The sequence below is a fragment of the Roseobacter cerasinus genome, from assembly GCF_009811755.1.
Taxonomy (GTDB): Bacteria; Pseudomonadota; Alphaproteobacteria; order Rhodobacterales; family Rhodobacteraceae; genus Roseobacter; species Roseobacter cerasinus.
In genome coordinates this window covers 70,046-85,253 of record NZ_BLIV01000004.1, presented here as the reverse complement: position 1 = coordinate 85,253, position 15,208 = coordinate 70,046, and the positions used below count along the sequence as shown (strand labels likewise).

Genomic DNA, 15,208 nt, shown 5'->3' with positions numbered 1-15,208 from the left:
CGTGCGCCCAGATCTGCAGCAGCTATGCGCGTGGCGGGCTGCGCCTGATTGCGTGAATGATCGTCTCAACAACATGGGTGCGCCGCTCCCGACGCCATTCGTGACAGCTCAGATCGGTCCCAAAGGTGGCGGACAAGGTGTGCCCCGCATTGATGTGATGCGCGCTAAGCGCGACGATGCTGACATACAGCTGCAGCGGGTCGATCCCGGGCCGGAACACGCCGGCAGTGCACCCGCGCGACAGCACATCCGAGACCTTGCTTAGGAACGGCGCCGACATTTTCTGGATTTCCGGCATCTGTGCGATGAAACGTCCGCCAAGCAGGTTTTCGCTACGCGTTATGGCCAGGAATGCGGGGTTGTTTTCGAAAAAGTCGAATGTCGTTTCGATCAGTCGGGTGAAGGCTTCCTCGGCTGGCAAGGATTCAAGATGCAGCGCCTCTTCCTGCGTGCGGATGTCCGAATAAATCTGGCGCAGAGCCGCCATGTACAGGCGCTCTTTGTTGTCGAAGTAGTGGTAAATCAGCCGGGTGTTGCAGCCCGCCTGCTTTGCGATCTGATGCACTTTCGCACCGTCGTAGCCGTGGTTTGCAAACTCGTGCAACGCAGCCTCAAGGATCTGACCTTTGGTGCGTTGTGGATCCCGCGTCCGCACAGCTGTTTCACTGGAAGAGGTCTTTCGCATCCCCGAGGGCTAGCAGCGGGCCAGACCTTGTCAACCCAAGGATACCGGGTCGCGCGGGCTCGGTCAGCCCGTTGGTGGGCAAAAGCCGCCGGTGCGGTATGCTCACCGCATAGCGGAGAGGGCCGCGATGATCCCGCGCAACTCCGCAAGGCCTTTGAGGCGACCAATGGCGGGACAGCCGGGCTGCGCCTGCGCCTGCAGATCGCTCAAGATGTCCTGGCCGTGATCGGGCCGAAAGGGAATTTCGTGGTCTGCCCGGCCCTCTTGCCTGCGCCGTTGTTGCTCGCTCAGAAGTGCAGACACAAGGGCGACCATATCAGTCGAGCCGTCCAGATGGGCCGCTTCGTGAAAGCTGTTGGGTATGGTGTCGGTCTCGCGGGCCACGTTCCGCAGATGCGCGAAGTGAATCCTGGGGCCTAGACGCGCGACTATGCCCGGCAGGTCGTTGCTCTTGCGAACGCCCAATGAGCCACTGCATAGCGCAATATCGTTTGTGGGTGAATCGACCGCTGTGACCAATGCGGCGTAGTCCTCTTCGGTGGACATGACCCGGGGCAGACCCTGCAGAGGAAACGGCGGATCATCCGGGTAGCATCACATCCGTATGCCCAGCTGTTCCGCGACAGGGATGATCTCACTCAGGAAATCTATCTGATGGTGCCGCAGGCGATCTGCGTCGATCTCTTGATACAGATCGAGCTGGTCTCGCAGGGATTGCAGCGAATAGCCTTCTTCTGCGCCCGGCAGGCTGCAGCCCCGGCTGGTGTTGCGCCGATGAGCTGGGACAGCGGCAAAAATCATGGCAAGCGCATGAGACGCGGTGGCGGAAGAAACCTGCGCAACACGCTCTATATGCGTGCTGTCGGTTGCTCCAGTCGGCTGGGCGCGATGGGCAAATTTTGTCGTCGGCCCATTGGTCTGGGCAAACACCCCAAAGGGCGCTCACTGCTGTCATGCGCAAACTCGCCATTTTGGCCAATACTCTTGTCGCCGAAAATCGTCGCTGGCAGCCGACCGCGCCTTAGCGAAAAACATCTCAGCAGCTTGACACGTTTGGCAAACTTGGGAGTGCTTCGATGACGAAATGCACTATTCACGTCCAAACCGAAGAAATCCAAACAACTGTGACCATCGCCAACAAGCCTCGTGCAGTCAGACCCTGTGGAACTTGCCACCATATTGATAAGGCAGGCTGCATTGGCAAAACCCTAGCGGACAGGGTCGAACGTCAGGGCATACCAACGAGCACTTCTGCGTTCGATTTTCTTACGACTTCGATTGTGGTCACTGCTGTAAACCTGTCCGTCGTCAGGTTTACAGTTGCGTCGCAGGTCGGGCTTTCCTGAGCCACGCGTCTCAGTTCAGACAGCCTCCCTATGCGCTCGCAACAGGTTGTTCATTCGATGAATCGGCTCGACTTTGATAGGCCTCCCGGACCGATGAAAAATCGGGCGGGCGCACCGAAATCGAAGCGCTCCAGGATACGCAGGGCACAATTGGTTGTGCCTCTCTTGCCATTCAGTATCATGACCTGATGACGACACGACCACAAAGCTACGACGAAATGATCCGGCCAGACGGATCGGTGACCACCCCCTACAAACACTACCAGACCTGGTTCAACGCTCAGGATCCCGCCAGACTGCACTCCAAGTCGCAGGAGGCCGAAGCGTTTTTTCGCCGCACAGGTATTACGTTCAATGTCTATGGAGAGGCGGACGCTCAGGAACGGTTGATTCCCTTTGACCTTGTGCCGCGCATCTTGTCGCACCGGGAGTGGAGCCGCCTTTCAAAAGGCATCGAGCAGCGGGTGCGTGCGATCAATGCGTTCATATGGGACATCTACAACCGGCAGGAGATTTTGCGCGCGGGCCGTATTCCAAAGGAGCTGATTGCCCACAACGACGCTTTCCTGCCGCAAATGATGCGGTTCACACCACCAGGCAACGTCTATACCCATATCGTCGGCACAGACATCGTGCGGACCGGCGATGGTGACTTCTTTGTCCTTGAGGATAACGCGCGCACGCCGTCGGGTGTCTCCTATATGCTGGAGAACCGCGAAACGATGCTGCAGATGTTCCCGGAGCTCTTTGCCCGGATCCGTGTACAGCCCGTCAGTGACTATCCGAAGAACCTGCGCCGCTCGCTGGCAGCCTGTGCGCCACAGGCTTGTGAAGGCAAGCCAAGGGTGGCTGTACTAACGCCCGGTATTCACAATTCGGCGTATTTCGAACACTCTTTCCTTGCCGATCAGATGGGGGCGGAACTGGTCGAAGGGCACGACCTGCGCGTGGTGGATGGGCGGATCGCGATGCGCACGACCCAGGGCTACCGGGTTGTTGATGTACTTTACCGTCGGATCGATGATGACTTCCTCGACCCGCTCAACTTCAACCCCGACAGCCTGTTGGGCGTGCCAGGTATCATGGATGTCTACCGCGCGGGCGGGATCACCATTGCCAACGCACCCGGCGCAGGCATCGCGGATGACAAGGCGATTTACTCCTACATGCCTGATATCGTGGAGTTTTATACGGGCGAAAAAGCGATCCTGAAGAATGTGGAAACGCACCGCTGTGCAGAACCAGAGGCGCTGAAATACGTGCTCGACAATCTGGCGGAGCTGGTTGTGAAGGAGGTGCACGGCTCTGGTGGCTACGGCATGTTGGTGGGGCCCGCCGCCAGCAAAAAGGAACTCGCAGCGTTCCGCGATAAACTGCAAGCCAACCCTGGCAATTACATCGCGCAGCCGACGCTGTCGCTCTCGACGGTTCCGATCTTTGTGGATCAAGGTTTGGCGCCGCGCCATGTGGACCTGCGCCCCTTTGTGCTGGTTTCGCCGCAAGGCGTGAACATCACGCCGGGCGGGCTCACCCGGGTGGCACTGACCGAAGGCTCGCTTGTGGTGAACTCCAGCCAGGGCGGCGGCACAAAAGACACCTGGGTGCTGGAGGACTGATATGCTGGGAAAAACCGCAGGCGGTCTCTACTGGATGTTTCGGTTTCTGGAGCGCAGCGAAAACACTGCGCGGCTGCTGGAGGCAGGGTTTCGCATGGCGCTCACCCGGTCGTCAGATGCCGAATCCGAGTGGAAATCGGTGGTCACAACATCAGGCGCCGGGGCGGGCTACGCGCAGAAATATGACAGCTACAGCGACACGCTGGTCATGGACTGGCTGCTGCGGGATCCGGACAACCCGTCCAGTGTGATTTCGGTAACCTCCTCGGCACGCGACAATGCGCGCCTTGTGCGCACGGCGCTGACCACCGAGGTCTGGGAGGCGGTGAATGACAATTGGATGACCCTGCGCGATCTGCTGAAAGAGCCGATCACGACGGTGGATCTGCCGGGCGTGCTGGCGACCGTCCGCCAACAGAGCGCGCTGGTGCGCGGCGCGCTTTATGGCACGATGCTGCGCAATGACATCTACGATTTCGCGCGCATCGGCACCTTCATCGAACGCGCGGACAACACGGCGCGGATCATTGATGTGAAGTACTACACGCTGCTGCCGTCGGCGCTGGCGGTTGGGTCGTCTCTGGACAATGTGCAGTGGGAAATGATCCTGCGATCTGTCTCGGCGCATCGCTGTTTCCGCTGGCTGGATGAGACCGATATGACGGCGACGGCCATCGCGGATTTCCTGATCTTCGACAAGCGCCTGCCGCGGTCTCTGGCCTTCTGTGTCAAACAGACCACCGAGAACCTGCGATATCTGGAGCAGGAGTATCAGGAGCGGCACCCCTGCCACGATCTGGCCGATAGGCTAAAACGCTGGGTTGCCTCCACGGACATCGATATGGTGTTTGACCTCGGCCTGCATGAGGTAATCACCGAGTTCATTCGGGACAACAATGCTCTGAGTGCCCAGATCGAACAAGACTTCCGCTTCATGGCATAGGGGGCGGCCACGGTGCTTCTCAACATCAATCACACAACCCGCTACCACTATGACACCCCGGTAGACTACGCGCTGCAACAGGTGCGGCTCAGCCCGCCCAATACACCCCAGCAGGATGTGCGACGCTGGGATCTGTCGGTGGAGGGCGGCCGGGTTGAGACGCAGTACCGCGACCACAACGGCGGGCTGGTACATCTGGTCAGCGCGGATCGCGGCGCGCAAGAGGTTGCCATCACCGCTGAAGGCGAGGTGGAGACAACGGATACCGCAGGTGTCTTGGGTGAGGTCTACGGACCTGCACCGCTGTGGTACTTCAAAACCTCCACACCCTTCACTGAGGCCGGGCCGGGCATCCTGGCGCTGGCGCAGCATTTGATTGCGGCCACGGATCAGCTGACCGCCCTGCATGCGCTGTCAAGCTCCATCCTGATGGCGGTCCCCTACCGGATTGGCGAAACCTATGCAGCCACAACCGCCGAAGAGGCCGTCATGGGCGGCAGCGGCGTGTGCCAGGATCACGCGCAGATTTTTGTGGCCGCCGCGCGGGCAGCCGGCCTTCCGGCGCGCTATGTCTCGGGATATCTGCTGATGGACGACCGGGTCGATCAGGATGCCAGCCATGCCTGGGCCGAGGCCCATGTGGACGGGCTCGGCTGGGTTGGGTTCGACGTCTCCAACGGGATCAGCCCCGATGCGCGCTATGTACGGCTCGCTTACGGGCTCGACTACCGACGGGCGGCCCCGATTTCGGGCTTGAGACTTGGGCAGTCGAAGGAATCAATGATTGTCTCACTGCAGGTGCAGCAGTAAGCCTGTGCGGACAATGGAAGACGGAATAACCCCATGACCTATTGTGTGGGCCTGCGGCTGGAACGTGGCCTTGTGTTCATGTCAGACACGCGCACCAATGCGGGTGTCGACAACTTCTCCAAGACCCGCAAGATGTTTCAATGGGGGGTGCCGGGTGAGCGGCTGATCACGCTGATGACCGCTGGCAACCTTGCCACAACGCAGGCCCTCGTCAGTATGATAGAGGAGCGCGTGAAGGCGGTGAGCGAACGGGATCCGTCGATCCTGCATGCGCCATCGATGTTCCAGGTCGCGCGCATGGTCGGGCGGACGCTGAAAGAGGTAATCGCACAGAGCGCGCCGGTGGGTCAGACCGGCGATTCGGCGTTTCAGGCCACGGTGATTTTGGGGGGCCAGATCAAGGGCAGCGCGCCCACGATGTTCATGGTTTACCCAGAAGGGAACTTCATTGAAGTCACGGAAGAGACGCCATTTTTCCAGATTGGAGAAACAAAATACGGTCGGCCGATATTGGTCCGTGCCTATGATCCCGAGATGGCGTTCGAGGATGCGGTGAAGCTGCTTCTGGTGTCGTTCGATTCCACAGTGCGCTCGAACCTCTCGGTGGCCCCACCGTTTGATCTGATGGTCTATGAGACCGACAGCTTCGCACCGCTGCTGGAACGGCGGATCGAGGCGGAGGATGATGTCTATCAGAGTATCTCGACCGGCTGGGGGGATGCGTTGCGCACCGCTTTCGACCAGCTGCCCAACTTCAAGCTCTAGGGAGGCGGCGGCCTGAAAGCCCGCCGAACCTGCCTGTCGTTAGTGCGGTTTGTCAGGCCGCTGCTGGTCTCGCGCGGCCTGGTCGAGCGCCTCTTCCAGAGCATCGATATCTTCGGGATTGTTCGAAGGCACCGCATAGCTGCCGTTAAACCAACGGGCGAGGTCACGGTCCGCGCAGCGTTTGGAACAGAAAGGCCGCATCTCGGGCAGCATGTCGTTTCCGCAGATAGGGCAGCTCATATCAGCACCTCAGTCAGGGGCATGCGCGCGCGTTTGCGCTGTAGCTCAAAATGCCCCAGTGGGGTCCAGCCGACAAGGCTCGTGTCGATATCATCTGCGCGGAATGCCTGCCGCAGCGCGGTCTCGAAGCTCCGGCGGTCTTTCTTGGGCATCGGCGCGAGGTCGAGCACGATTTGTCCGCCCAAGCCCTTCACGCGCAGTGCGCGCGGCAGCGCCCTGGCACAGGCCATGTTGGCCTTGAGACCAGCTGCCAGCGATGCGTCAGCGCCGGTGTTCACATCCACCGCCACAAGTGCGCGAGTGGGTTCGATGTAAAGCGCACCACCACCCTCAAGCCGGATCTGGGTGCCTTTGGCCTGATCAAGGGCGTCAAGAATTCCATGTGTCTCAAAACAGCCCTGGTCAGTCAGGATGTCGGCGGGCCCCACCCAGTCGCGCCAGGCTAGCATATGCGGGCCGTCTCCCTCTGCCAAGGTCTCCATACCGGAGCCCACATCGCTCAGAACGCGCGCTGCGAGGCTGACCATCTGCGCAATGTCATCCGCGATTTCATCGCCATCCGCATCCGCGCAGGAGGAGCGCAGGATCAGGCCAAGCGCCTCGTCGGACATCACATCATGCGCGATCTCCAACAGCTGATCCCGCCGGTCATCCTCCTTGATGGATCGGCTGATGTTGAGCCCCGGTGCGCCCGGCGTCACGATGGCATAGCGGCTTTTGAAGAGCAGCTTTTGCGTGACCGGCAGCGCCTTGCCCGGCTCGGCATAGCCGGTGACCTGCACAAGCAGCGGCTGCCCGGGGGACAGGCCTTTGACCTGCCGCAGGAAGGCAGAGCCGTCGGGCGTCTTGAGGAACATGCCGCCCTGCCCTTTCACAGGCCGGTCGGCAATGGCGCGGTAAATCGTGCCGGGGCGTGGTGCGTCTGCGTCGACCAGCAAATCGTCGAGTTGGCCATCCGCGATCAAAGCCGCAGCCTCGCGGCCTTCAATATGGTCCAGAAAGATGCTGCGGCCCTTCATGACGTCTGAGTCCAAAGAGGAAGACCTGCCGCCGAGAGCAAGTTTGCCGTCTCAGCCAGAGGCAGACCAACGATGCCGGTGAAAGATCCGCTTATCCATGGGATCAAACGCCCTGCCGGACCCTGAATGCCGTAGGCACCGGCTTTACCCCGCCAATCACCCGTCGCGAGATAGCCGCGCAGATCTTCATCGGACAGGCGCTTCATGCGCACGGTGCTGACCACATCGCTCTCCCAAATGTGATCTCCCCGGCGCACGGCCACGGCGGTGATCACCCGGTGGCGCCGCCCCGACAGCAGACGTAAAAACGCCTCGGCCTCTGCCCGATCTGCGGGCTTTCCCAAAATGCGGCGCCCGAGTGCGACGGTCGTATCGGCACAAAGCACGATGTCGTCTGCATCTGCCCGCACAGCGCCTACTTTTTCCCGGGTGATCCGCTGGCAATAAGGGCGCGGCAACTCCCACTTCAAAGGGTCTTCATCAATGTCCGGCGGGCGGATATCGTCCGGCACAACGCCGATTTGCGCCAGCAATTCCTTGCGGCGCGGACTTCCAGACCCCAGAATAAACAAGGGGTTACTTGAAGCGGTAGTTGATCCGACCCTTGGTCAGATCATAGGGCGTCATCTCGACCTGAACCTTGTCGCCTGCCAGAACGCGGATGCGGTTCTTGCGCATCTTTCCTGCCGTATGTGCGATGATCTCATGGCCGTTTTCCAGCTCGACCCGAAATGTCGCATTTGGCACGAGTTCCTTCACGACACCGGGAAATTCGAGCGTATCTTCCTTGGCCATGGTTTCTCCTACATTGCACGCCCACCCATTTGTGGACGCCGCTTAGATGCGCGCATTTGGGCGGTTTTTCAAGGGGAATTAACGCATATGCACAATTGGCGCGGGGCCATCCCGCCCGATCTGTTCCGGCCAATGGCTGCGCCCCAGCACGATGCCATCGGCCCGCACGTGGGCAATGGCCGCAAGGTCGACCTCGGCATAGGTCCAGCCGGGCGCATTCAAGATGCCTTCTGCCAACACGCCGCTCTCGGGAAAGCCGGTGTCGGGCGGTCCAAAGACGCCCCCGGCCCCGGTGGAGATGTCCACGGCCTCGGACCATGGCGCGGCGCCCACCAGAGAGGCCATGACCGTCACACATTGGTTTTCCAGCGCCCGCGCCATGGCGCCAATGCGCACCCGCCAATAGCCCGACAGGGCCTCGGTACAGGAAGGCACAAGGATCACGTCACACTCCGCCAGCGCCCGCCCGAGCAATGGAAACTCGACATCATAACAGATCAGCACACCGATCTTGCCCAAGGCTGTCTCAAACACCTGCAGCGGGCCGCCTCCGACAACGCCCCAAGCGTCTCGCTCGAACCGCGTCATGATCTGCTTGTCTTGCGCGCCAACCTGCCCGTTTGGCGCAAAGAGCCGCGCGCGATTGACAGGCCGTGTCTCGGTGGCTGCCGGGCCGGAGGCGGCCAGGATATGCACCCTATGATTTTGCGCCAATTGCTGGTGCAGCGCATCTACATCCGGCAAGCGCTCGGAAACTGCGAACAAGGACGCCTCCAGATCTCCCACAACGTCCAGCCCGGCCAAAGTGGCCAGTTCCATCGCACCATATTCGGGAAAGACTGCCAGATCCGCGCCCTGACCTGCAGCCTCTGTAATCCAGGCGTTGATCTTGTCCTCGTACTGCGCCCATGACGTCAGAACGTCGAGCGGATAGGCAGCGGTTGCGACTTTCATCGTGGGCTCCTTTATCTCTGTCACTTCACAGTCCCGGATTTGCAGGCGGGCTGCAAGCCGGGCGCCTTATTCGCATTTCCAAAACTGAAGCGCGGTTCCACCGCATATTTTCTTGACGATCTCCACGATCACCCTCAAGAAAATGAAAACTGCATAGGGTCAGACAGCAATGATGAAGGGGATCACCCTGCGCGGGCTGGAAGTGTTCGAAGCGCTCGCTGCGACAGGGTCCGTCGCCAAGGCAGCCGCGCGCACCGGGTTGAGCCAGCCGGCGGTCAGCCAACAGCTGCGCAATCTGGAAACCGCCCTGAATACGGAATTGGTCGATCACACGCGCCGTCCCATGCATCTGACACCGGCTGGCACGCTCTTTCTCCACCGCGCCGAAGTCGCGCTGGCCGAATTGCGTCTGGCACAAAGCGAAATCACGGTGATGGACCTTGCCCATCTGCGCGCGCTCAGCCTTGGGATCATTGACGATTTTGACGATAGTGTGACGCCGCGCCTCGCGACGATCCTGGCCGAAAGCCTGACGGGGTGCCAGTTTAAGATGATCACGGCCTCCAGCAACGATCTGACGGCGGCCATTTCCGAAAAGCGCCTGCATTTGACAATTTCTGCCAGCACGGGCCGGGTGCTCGAAGGGGTGGTCGAACACCCGCTGGCCCGCGATCCCTTCATGCTGGTGGTGCCCAAAGGCACGAAACTGGCCGAAAACACGCTGCCACAACCGGGCACGCTGCCCTTGTTGCGCTATGATCCGGACCAGTTGATCCGCCGACAGATCGACGCGCATATGGCGGCGGATCTCAGCGCGTATCCGGAACGGTTTGACATCGGCAGCCATCTGGCGCTGATGGCGATGGTTGCGCGCGGCATCGGCTGGACGATCACGACGCCGCTGGGGTTTATGCGAGCGCATCGCTTTCACGATCAGCTCGACGCATTCCCCCTGCCCGGCCCGCCCTTCTCGCGGCAGATTTCGCTGTTTGCCAGCGAAGACTGGGCCGATGACGTGCCATTGAACATCGCACAGACCATGCGGCGGCTGATCAAAACGCATATGATCGCGCCTGCGCTGGCCGACCTGCCCTTCCTGTCCGGCCATCTGGAGATCCTCCCCCCATGATGGCCAAAGGTTTTGACAGCGCCTGCCGCCCGCGCCATCACGGGGCAGAGCAGTGGAGCGTAGTGATATGAAGAAAATTGCCATCCTGACCGGCGCCGGAATCTCCGCTGAAAGTGGTTTGGGGACTTTCCGGGCCGAAGGCGGGCTCTGGGCGCAGCACCGGATAGAGGATGTGGCCACGCCGGAAGGCTTTGCGCGGGACCCCAGGCTGGTGGTCAACTTTTACAACGCCCGCCGCGCGCAGGCTGCCAAAGCGGAGCCGAACGAGGGTCATCGCGCACTCGCGCGGCTCGAAGAGGCATTTGGTGGCGAAGTGATTGTGATCACCCAGAATGTGGACGACCTGCACGAGAAGGCAGGAAGTCAAAAAGTCATGCATATGCATGGCGCGCTGAAATCCGCGCTCTGTGCGGCCTGTGACCACCGCTGGCCCGCCCCGCTTGTCATGGCACCGGGCGATATCTGCCCGGCCTGCAACAGCCCCGCCGCGCGGCCCGATATCGTCTGGTTCGGGGAGATGCCCTATGACATGGATGAGATTTTCGAGCATCTGGCCAGCGCTGATGTCTTTGCGAGCATCGGCACCTCGGGCAATGTCTACCCCGCTGCCGGTTTTGTCGCCGAAGCGCGGCGCGCCGGGGCTCAGACCGTCGAATTCAATCTGGAACCCTCGCTTCAGGGCAGCCAGTTCGACGACATCCGCATCGGCTCTGCCAGCGAAACGCTTCCCGTTTGGGTAGATGAACTTTTGGGACGCTGACCGATGCCCTGCACGCCGCAGAAAAGAAGCGCCCTTGCCCCCATCGAGGGGGCGCGTGCGCTGCCCGGCTTGCCAACCGGGCAGGACAGCCGAGAGGTTCGTCGCTGGATCGTTGCCCAATGCATCAAAACAAAAAACCCCGCCCGATTGTGGGCAGGGGTTTCAAATCTTAAAAGCAGAAGGAGGTTAGCTGAGCGCTTCTGCCGTATCGGAGGCTTTTGCAATCGCCTTCTTCACTTTCAGCGCGTTGGGCGACAGCTCGCTGTCCTTGGCTTTGGCCATGAATTTGTCGAGCCCACCGCGGTGATCCACCGTACGCAGTGCAGCAGCGGAGATGCGGAACTTGAACGCGCGGCCCAGAGCTTCGGACTGCAGCGACACGTCGTTCAGGTTCGGCAGAAAGCGCCGGCGGGTTTTGTTGTTGGCGTGGCTGACATTGTTGCCAGTCATCGGGCCTTTTCCGGTCAGTTCGCAAACGCGCGACATGGGTCTATCCTTTTGCTAAGCGTCGCCCCGGCGGTCCGTAGGACGACAAAAGGGGGCAGCCAAAGGCCGCGCCCCGGAAATTCGTTTGCTGGCTTTAGTGGGAATCACCCGCTCGGTCAACCCGGCCAGTCGCGGAAATCAAGCATTTGACGCCTCACCTTGCGACAATCCTGCCAGAAACTCTGCTGCCGCCGCTGATGGCGCTGTCTCCCCTTTCGCAACAGCTGCGCCCAGCTCCGCCAGTGCGCGGCGTGCCTGGGGCGTTTGCAACTGTGACAGCAGGGCGGTTTTCACCTCCTCTTCGAACCAATAGCGCGCCTGATCCGCCCGCGTTCTGTCCCAGAACCCATGCTCTGCCCGCCACGCCCGCACGCTTTCAAGATCCTGCCAGACATCCTCAATGCCCGTGTTCTCTGCGGCGGACACCATCATCGCCTTGGGAATCTCCTCCGGATCCTGCGGTCGCTTGCGCAGAAGCCGCAGAGCGCCTGCGTAATCCGCACAGGTCCGCGTCGCTGCCGGTTTCAGATCGCCATCCGCCTTGTTGATCAGGATGATGTCAGCGATCTCCATGATCCCGCGTTTCACCCCCTGCAACTCGTCCCCGCCTGCAGGTGCGAGCAGCAGCAGAAAGATATCCGCCATTTGCGCCACCACGGTCTCAGACTGCCCCACTCCGACCGTCTCGATCAGGATCACGTCGAAGCCCGCGCCCTCGCAGAGCGCCACAACCTCGCGGGACCGCCGCGCCACGCCGCCCAAGTGCGTCTGGCTTGGTGAGGGCCGGATGAAGGCGCCCTCCGCGCGCGACAGCCGGTCCATCCGCGTCTTGTCCCCGAGGATAGACCCGCCAGAGCGTGTCGAGGAGGGATCAACCGCCAGCACCGCCACCTTCAGCCCCCGCTCCACCAGCATCATACCAAAGGCTTCGATGAAGGTGGATTTGCCCACCCCTGGCGTGCCCGAAAGCCCAATGCGCAGCGCCTGCCGGTCTTTCGGCAGCGCCTCCAGCAGGGCCGTTGCCTGCGCCTTGTGGTCCGCCCGCGCGCTTTCCACCAGCGTGATGGCCCGCGCCAGCGCGCGGCGCTCTCCCGCAATCACACCGCGTGTCAGATCGGCAATATCCATGGCGCCCGTCCTCTTTGTCCCGCTGGTTTTCCGGCAGGCCCGCGCAAATGTCCAGTGCTTGGCGAAGTGGCGGCTATTCGCTACACCGGGGCCATGCCGTTCGATCTGCCCATTGACGATATCCTGCCCGAGGTCACGGAGACGTTGCGCAAGACAGGGCGTCTGGTCCTGCAGGCCCCGCCAGGTGCTGGTAAGACCACCCGCGTGCCGCTGGCCATCCTTGAGGCCGGGCTGACCACCGGCAAAATCCTCATGCTGGAGCCGCGTCGCCTCGCCGCCCGCGCCGCTGCCGAGCGGATGGCCGAGACACTGGGCGAGGCTGTCGGTGAAACCGTCGGCTACCGCATTCGCGGGCAGGCGAAAGTGTCGGAAGCCACCCGCATCGAAGTGGTCACCGAAGGCATCCTGACCCGTATGATCCAGTCCCAGCCCGATCTGCTGGGCATCGGCGCCGTCATCTTCGATGAATTCCACGAACGGTCGCTGAACGCAGATCTGGGCCTTGCGCTGTGCCTCGACGTTGCCAGCGCTTTGCGGGAGGATCTGATGCTGGTGGCCATGTCAGCCACGCTGGATGCCGGGCCCATCGCCGATCTGATGCAGGCCCCGATCCTGACGTCCGAAGGCCGCGCCTTCGAGGTCACACCGCATTGGCTGCCAAAGCCCACGCCAAAGACACGCCGGCTGGAACAGGCGGCGGCGGAGCTGACCTTGATGGCGCTGGCCGAAAGTGATGGCAGCGCGCTGGTGTTCCTGCCGGGCGAAGGAGAGATCCGGCGCACCGAGGCCGCCTTGCGGCCCCACATCGGCGCGGATGTCAGCCTGCATCCCCTCTTTGGTGCCATGCCCTTCAAGGATCAGCGCGCAGCGATTGCACCCGCAGCACGGGGGCGCAAAGTGGTGCTTGCCACGTCCATCGCGGAAACCTCGCTGACCATCGAAAGTATTCGCATTGTGGTCGATGCAGGCCTCGCCCGGAGGGCCGAATTCGACCCCGCCTCTGGCATGTCGCGGCTGATCACCACGCGTGTGACCCGCGCCGAAGCAACCCAACGGATGGGCCGCGCGGGCCGCGTGGCACCGGGCCATTGCTACAAGCTCTGGACCCGGGGCGAAGACGGTGCCCTGCAGTCGCACCCACCCGCCGAAATCGAGGCGGGCGATCTGACTGGCCTCGCGTTGGAACTGGCCGCCTGGGGCAGCCGACCTGACCAGATGCCCTTTGTTACCCCACCCCATGCGGGCCGCTACGCCGAGGCGCAGGCGGTGCTGACCATGCTGGGTGCGCTGGATGAGCAAGGCCGGATCACCGCCCATGGAAAGGCCCTATCGGCACTGCCATTGCACCCGCGCCTTGCCCATATGGTTGCAAAAGGCGGCAAAGATGCACCGCTTTTCGCTGCAATCTTGTCAGAACGCGATGTTCTGCGAAACAGTCCCGTAGATTTGGTACTGCGTCTTTCTGCCGTCAAATCGCCAGCCGCCTTTCAGGCCGAACACGGGTGGGAACCACACCGCGCGACGGTGGCGCGCATCCGAGATGAGGCAAGACGTCTCGCCAAGGCCAACCGCAGACAAGGTCCGAACAGCCCCGGCATTCTGGCGGCACTCGCTTACCCGGATCGCATTGGCGCGCGGCGGCCCGGGGATGCGCCCCGCTACGTTCTCTCGGGTGGCAAGGGCGCCGTGCTCCCCGCCGGTGACCCGCTGGCAAACACGCCGTTCCTCGTGGCCACCGACCTCGACGGTGACCCGCGCGAGGCGCGCATCCGGCAGGCGGCTGCGCTCTCTAACGCTGAGCTGCGCGAGACCTTCGCCGATCAGATCCAGTGGCATGACAGTTGCCAATGGTCGCGGCGGGCCAATGCCGTGCAGGCTCGCAGGCAGGAACAACTGGGCGCGCTTGTGCTGGATGACCGCGCCTGGCACGACGCCCCACCCAAAACCATCGCCATAGCCATGCTCGACGGTGTGCGCCAGCTTGGCCTTCTGCCCGACGCCAAAACGGCGCGTTTTCTGGCGCGCGTGAGGCTCATGGGCCATTCCGACCCGGACTACCCCGACTTCTCAGAAAGTCATCTCATGAAGAGCCTCGAAGACTGGCTGCTGCCGCATATCATCGGGGTCAAGACTGCCGCCGACTGGAAGGCATTTGACCTGTTGCCTGCGCTTCGCGCACGGCTCAGCTGGGATCAGCAGCAGGCGCTCGACCGCGCGGCCCCTGCGCATTTCACCACGCCGCTCGGGCGACAAGTCCCCATCACCTATGAGGACGGGCAGCCGCATATCGCTGTCCGCTTGCAGGAGCTGTTCGGCGTGACCCGGCACCCCAAGGTCGCGGGCGCCCCGGTCTTGCTGACCCTGCTGTCTCCCGCGCAGCGCCCGCTTCAGGTGACGCAGGATTTGCCCGGCTTCTGGGCCAGCTCCTATGCTGATGTGCGCAAGGACATGCGCGGGCTGTACCCGCGCCATCCCTGGCCGGAAGACCCCACGCAGGCCGACCCGACCTTGCGCGCAAAACCGAGAAAGTAG

15 protein-coding genes and 2 pseudogenes are annotated in these 15,208 nt (G+C 61.9%); 8 read left to right on the top strand and 9 right to left on the bottom strand.

What is annotated here, in order from left to right; genetic code table 11:
• Positions 1–22 precede the first annotated feature (22 nt).
• Positions 23–685 carry a TetR/AcrR family transcriptional regulator gene (locus So717_RS11400; protein WP_159977349.1) on the bottom strand — a complete coding sequence of 221 codons (663 nt, stop codon included), beginning with the start codon at positions 683–685 and terminating at the stop codon, positions 23–25.
• Between the two features lie 102 nt (positions 686–787).
• Positions 788–1,432: pseudogene (gene uxuA, locus So717_RS11395) on the bottom strand (mannonate dehydratase).
• A 173-nt stretch (positions 1,433–1,605) separates the two neighbouring features.
• Between uxuA and So717_RS22810 the strand changes: the two are divergent.
• The 5 genes and pseudogenes from So717_RS22810 to So717_RS11370 form a co-directional block, all read left to right on the top strand.
• Positions 1,606–1,710 (top strand): annotated as a pseudogene (locus tag So717_RS22810) (IS110-like element ISMno29 family transposase); the annotation flags it as partial.
• A gap of 509 nt (positions 1,711–2,219) precedes the next feature.
• The gene (locus So717_RS11385) at positions 2,220–3,647 is read left to right on the top strand and encodes a circularly permuted type 2 ATP-grasp protein (RefSeq protein WP_159977345.1); all 1,428 of its coding nucleotides are present in this window, start codon (positions 2,220–2,222) and stop codon (positions 3,645–3,647) included.
• Position 3,648: 1 nt separating this feature from the next.
• The gene (locus So717_RS11380) at positions 3,649–4,590 is read left to right on the top strand and encodes an alpha-E domain-containing protein (RefSeq protein WP_159977343.1); all 942 of its coding nucleotides are present in this window, start codon (positions 3,649–3,651) and stop codon (positions 4,588–4,590) included.
• A gap of 12 nt (positions 4,591–4,602) precedes the next feature.
• A complete protein-coding gene (locus tag So717_RS11375) occupies positions 4,603–5,400 on the top strand; it encodes a transglutaminase family protein (protein WP_159977341.1) in 798 nt (265 codons plus the stop codon).
• A 33-nt stretch (positions 5,401–5,433) separates the two neighbouring features.
• Positions 5,434–6,165, top strand: a complete 732-nt coding sequence (locus So717_RS11370; protein ID WP_159977339.1) for a proteasome-type protease — start codon at positions 5,434–5,436, stop codon at positions 6,163–6,165.
• A gap of 39 nt (positions 6,166–6,204) precedes the next feature.
• Here So717_RS11370 and So717_RS11365 read toward each other — a convergent pair whose 3' ends face one another.
• The 5 genes from So717_RS11365 to So717_RS11345 all read right to left on the bottom strand — a co-directional run bounded on the left by So717_RS11365 (position 6,205) and on the right by So717_RS11345 (position 9,173).
• A complete protein-coding gene (locus So717_RS11365) occupies positions 6,205–6,405 on the bottom strand; it encodes a DNA gyrase inhibitor YacG (RefSeq protein ID WP_159977338.1) in 201 nt (66 codons plus the stop codon).
• Positions 6,402–7,424 carry a ribonuclease E/G gene (locus tag So717_RS11360; protein ID WP_159977336.1) on the bottom strand — a complete coding sequence of 341 codons (1,023 nt, stop codon included), beginning with the start codon at positions 7,422–7,424 and terminating at the stop codon, positions 6,402–6,404. Before So717_RS11360 ends, So717_RS11365 begins: the two co-directional genes overlap by 4 nt.
• Entirely contained in the window at positions 7,421–7,996 is a 576-nt protein-coding gene (locus tag So717_RS11355; protein WP_159977334.1) for a Maf family protein, read from the bottom strand. Before So717_RS11355 ends, So717_RS11360 begins: the two co-directional genes overlap by 4 nt.
• 4 nt (positions 7,997–8,000) lie before the next feature.
• Positions 8,001–8,219, bottom strand: coding sequence for a translation initiation factor IF-1 (gene infA / locus So717_RS11350; protein WP_092075473.1), 219 nt, complete (start codon positions 8,217–8,219; stop codon positions 8,001–8,003).
• A 78-nt stretch (positions 8,220–8,297) separates the two neighbouring features.
• Entirely contained in the window at positions 8,298–9,173 is an 876-nt protein-coding gene (locus So717_RS11345) for a carbon-nitrogen hydrolase family protein (protein WP_159977332.1), read from the bottom strand.
• A gap of 172 nt (positions 9,174–9,345) precedes the next feature.
• Here So717_RS11345 and So717_RS11340 point away from each other — a divergent pair, with 172 nt between their 5' ends.
• Both So717_RS11340 and So717_RS11335 read left to right on the top strand, forming a co-directional pair.
• A complete protein-coding gene (locus So717_RS11340) occupies positions 9,346–10,302 on the top strand; it encodes a LysR family transcriptional regulator (protein ID WP_159977330.1) in 957 nt (318 codons plus the stop codon).
• Between the two features lie 67 nt (positions 10,303–10,369).
• Complete coding sequence (locus So717_RS11335; RefSeq protein ID WP_159977328.1) at positions 10,370–11,062, top strand: NAD-dependent deacylase; 693 nt, start codon at positions 10,370–10,372, stop codon at positions 11,060–11,062.
• 186 nt (positions 11,063–11,248) lie between these two features.
• On the opposite strand, the gene rpmB is transcribed toward So717_RS11335, so the two are convergent.
• Together rpmB and meaB are read right to left on the bottom strand one after the other, a co-directional pair.
• Complete coding sequence (gene rpmB / locus So717_RS11330) at positions 11,249–11,548, bottom strand: 50S ribosomal protein L28 (RefSeq protein WP_159977326.1); 300 nt, start codon at positions 11,546–11,548, stop codon at positions 11,249–11,251.
• 138 nt (positions 11,549–11,686) lie between these two features.
• On the bottom strand, positions 11,687–12,676 hold the full coding sequence (meaB, locus tag So717_RS11325) for a methylmalonyl Co-A mutase-associated GTPase MeaB (protein ID WP_159977324.1): 990 nt from the start codon (positions 12,674–12,676) through the stop codon (positions 11,687–11,689).
• 93 nt (positions 12,677–12,769) lie between these two features.
• Here meaB and hrpB point away from each other — a divergent pair, with 93 nt between their 5' ends.
• Positions 12,770–15,208 carry an ATP-dependent helicase HrpB gene (hrpB, locus tag So717_RS11320; protein ID WP_159977939.1) on the top strand — a complete coding sequence of 813 codons (2,439 nt, stop codon included), beginning with the start codon at positions 12,770–12,772 and terminating at the stop codon, positions 15,206–15,208.

What these genes read in the sequence shown, in the direction of transcription:
- So717_RS11400 (WP_159977349.1), bottom strand. Translation starts at nt 685, where the DNA reads ATGCGAAAGACCTCTTCCAGTGAAACAGCTGTGCGGACGCGGGATCCA.
- So717_RS11380 (WP_159977343.1), top strand. Translation starts at nt 3,649, where the DNA reads ATGCTGGGAAAAACCGCAGGCGGTCTCTACTGGATGTTTCGGTTTCTG.
- So717_RS11360 (WP_159977336.1), bottom strand. Translation starts at nt 7,424, where the DNA reads ATGAAGGGCCGCAGCATCTTTCTGGACCATATTGAAGGCCGCGAGGCT.
- meaB (WP_159977324.1), bottom strand. Translation starts at nt 12,676, where the DNA reads ATGGATATTGCCGATCTGACACGCGGTGTGATTGCGGGAGAGCGCCGC.
- hrpB (WP_159977939.1), top strand. Translation starts at nt 12,770, where the DNA reads ATGCCGTTCGATCTGCCCATTGACGATATCCTGCCCGAGGTCACGGAG.
- So717_RS11370 (WP_159977339.1), top strand. Translation starts at nt 5,434, where the DNA reads ATGACCTATTGTGTGGGCCTGCGGCTGGAACGTGGCCTTGTGTTCATG.
- infA (WP_092075473.1), bottom strand. Translation starts at nt 8,219, where the DNA reads ATGGCCAAGGAAGATACGCTCGAATTTCCCGGTGTCGTGAAGGAACTC.
- So717_RS11365 (WP_159977338.1), bottom strand. Translation starts at nt 6,405, where the DNA reads ATGAGCTGCCCTATCTGCGGAAACGACATGCTGCCCGAGATGCGGCCT.
- rpmB (WP_159977326.1), bottom strand. Translation starts at nt 11,548, where the DNA reads ATGTCGCGCGTTTGCGAACTGACCGGAAAAGGCCCGATGACTGGCAAC.
- So717_RS11385 (WP_159977345.1), top strand. Translation starts at nt 2,220, where the DNA reads ATGACGACACGACCACAAAGCTACGACGAAATGATCCGGCCAGACGGA.
- So717_RS11345 (WP_159977332.1), bottom strand. Translation starts at nt 9,173, where the DNA reads ATGAAAGTCGCAACCGCTGCCTATCCGCTCGACGTTCTGACGTCATGG.
- So717_RS11340 (WP_159977330.1), top strand. Translation starts at nt 9,346, where the DNA reads ATGAAGGGGATCACCCTGCGCGGGCTGGAAGTGTTCGAAGCGCTCGCT.
- So717_RS11335 (WP_159977328.1), top strand. Translation starts at nt 10,370, where the DNA reads ATGAAGAAAATTGCCATCCTGACCGGCGCCGGAATCTCCGCTGAAAGT.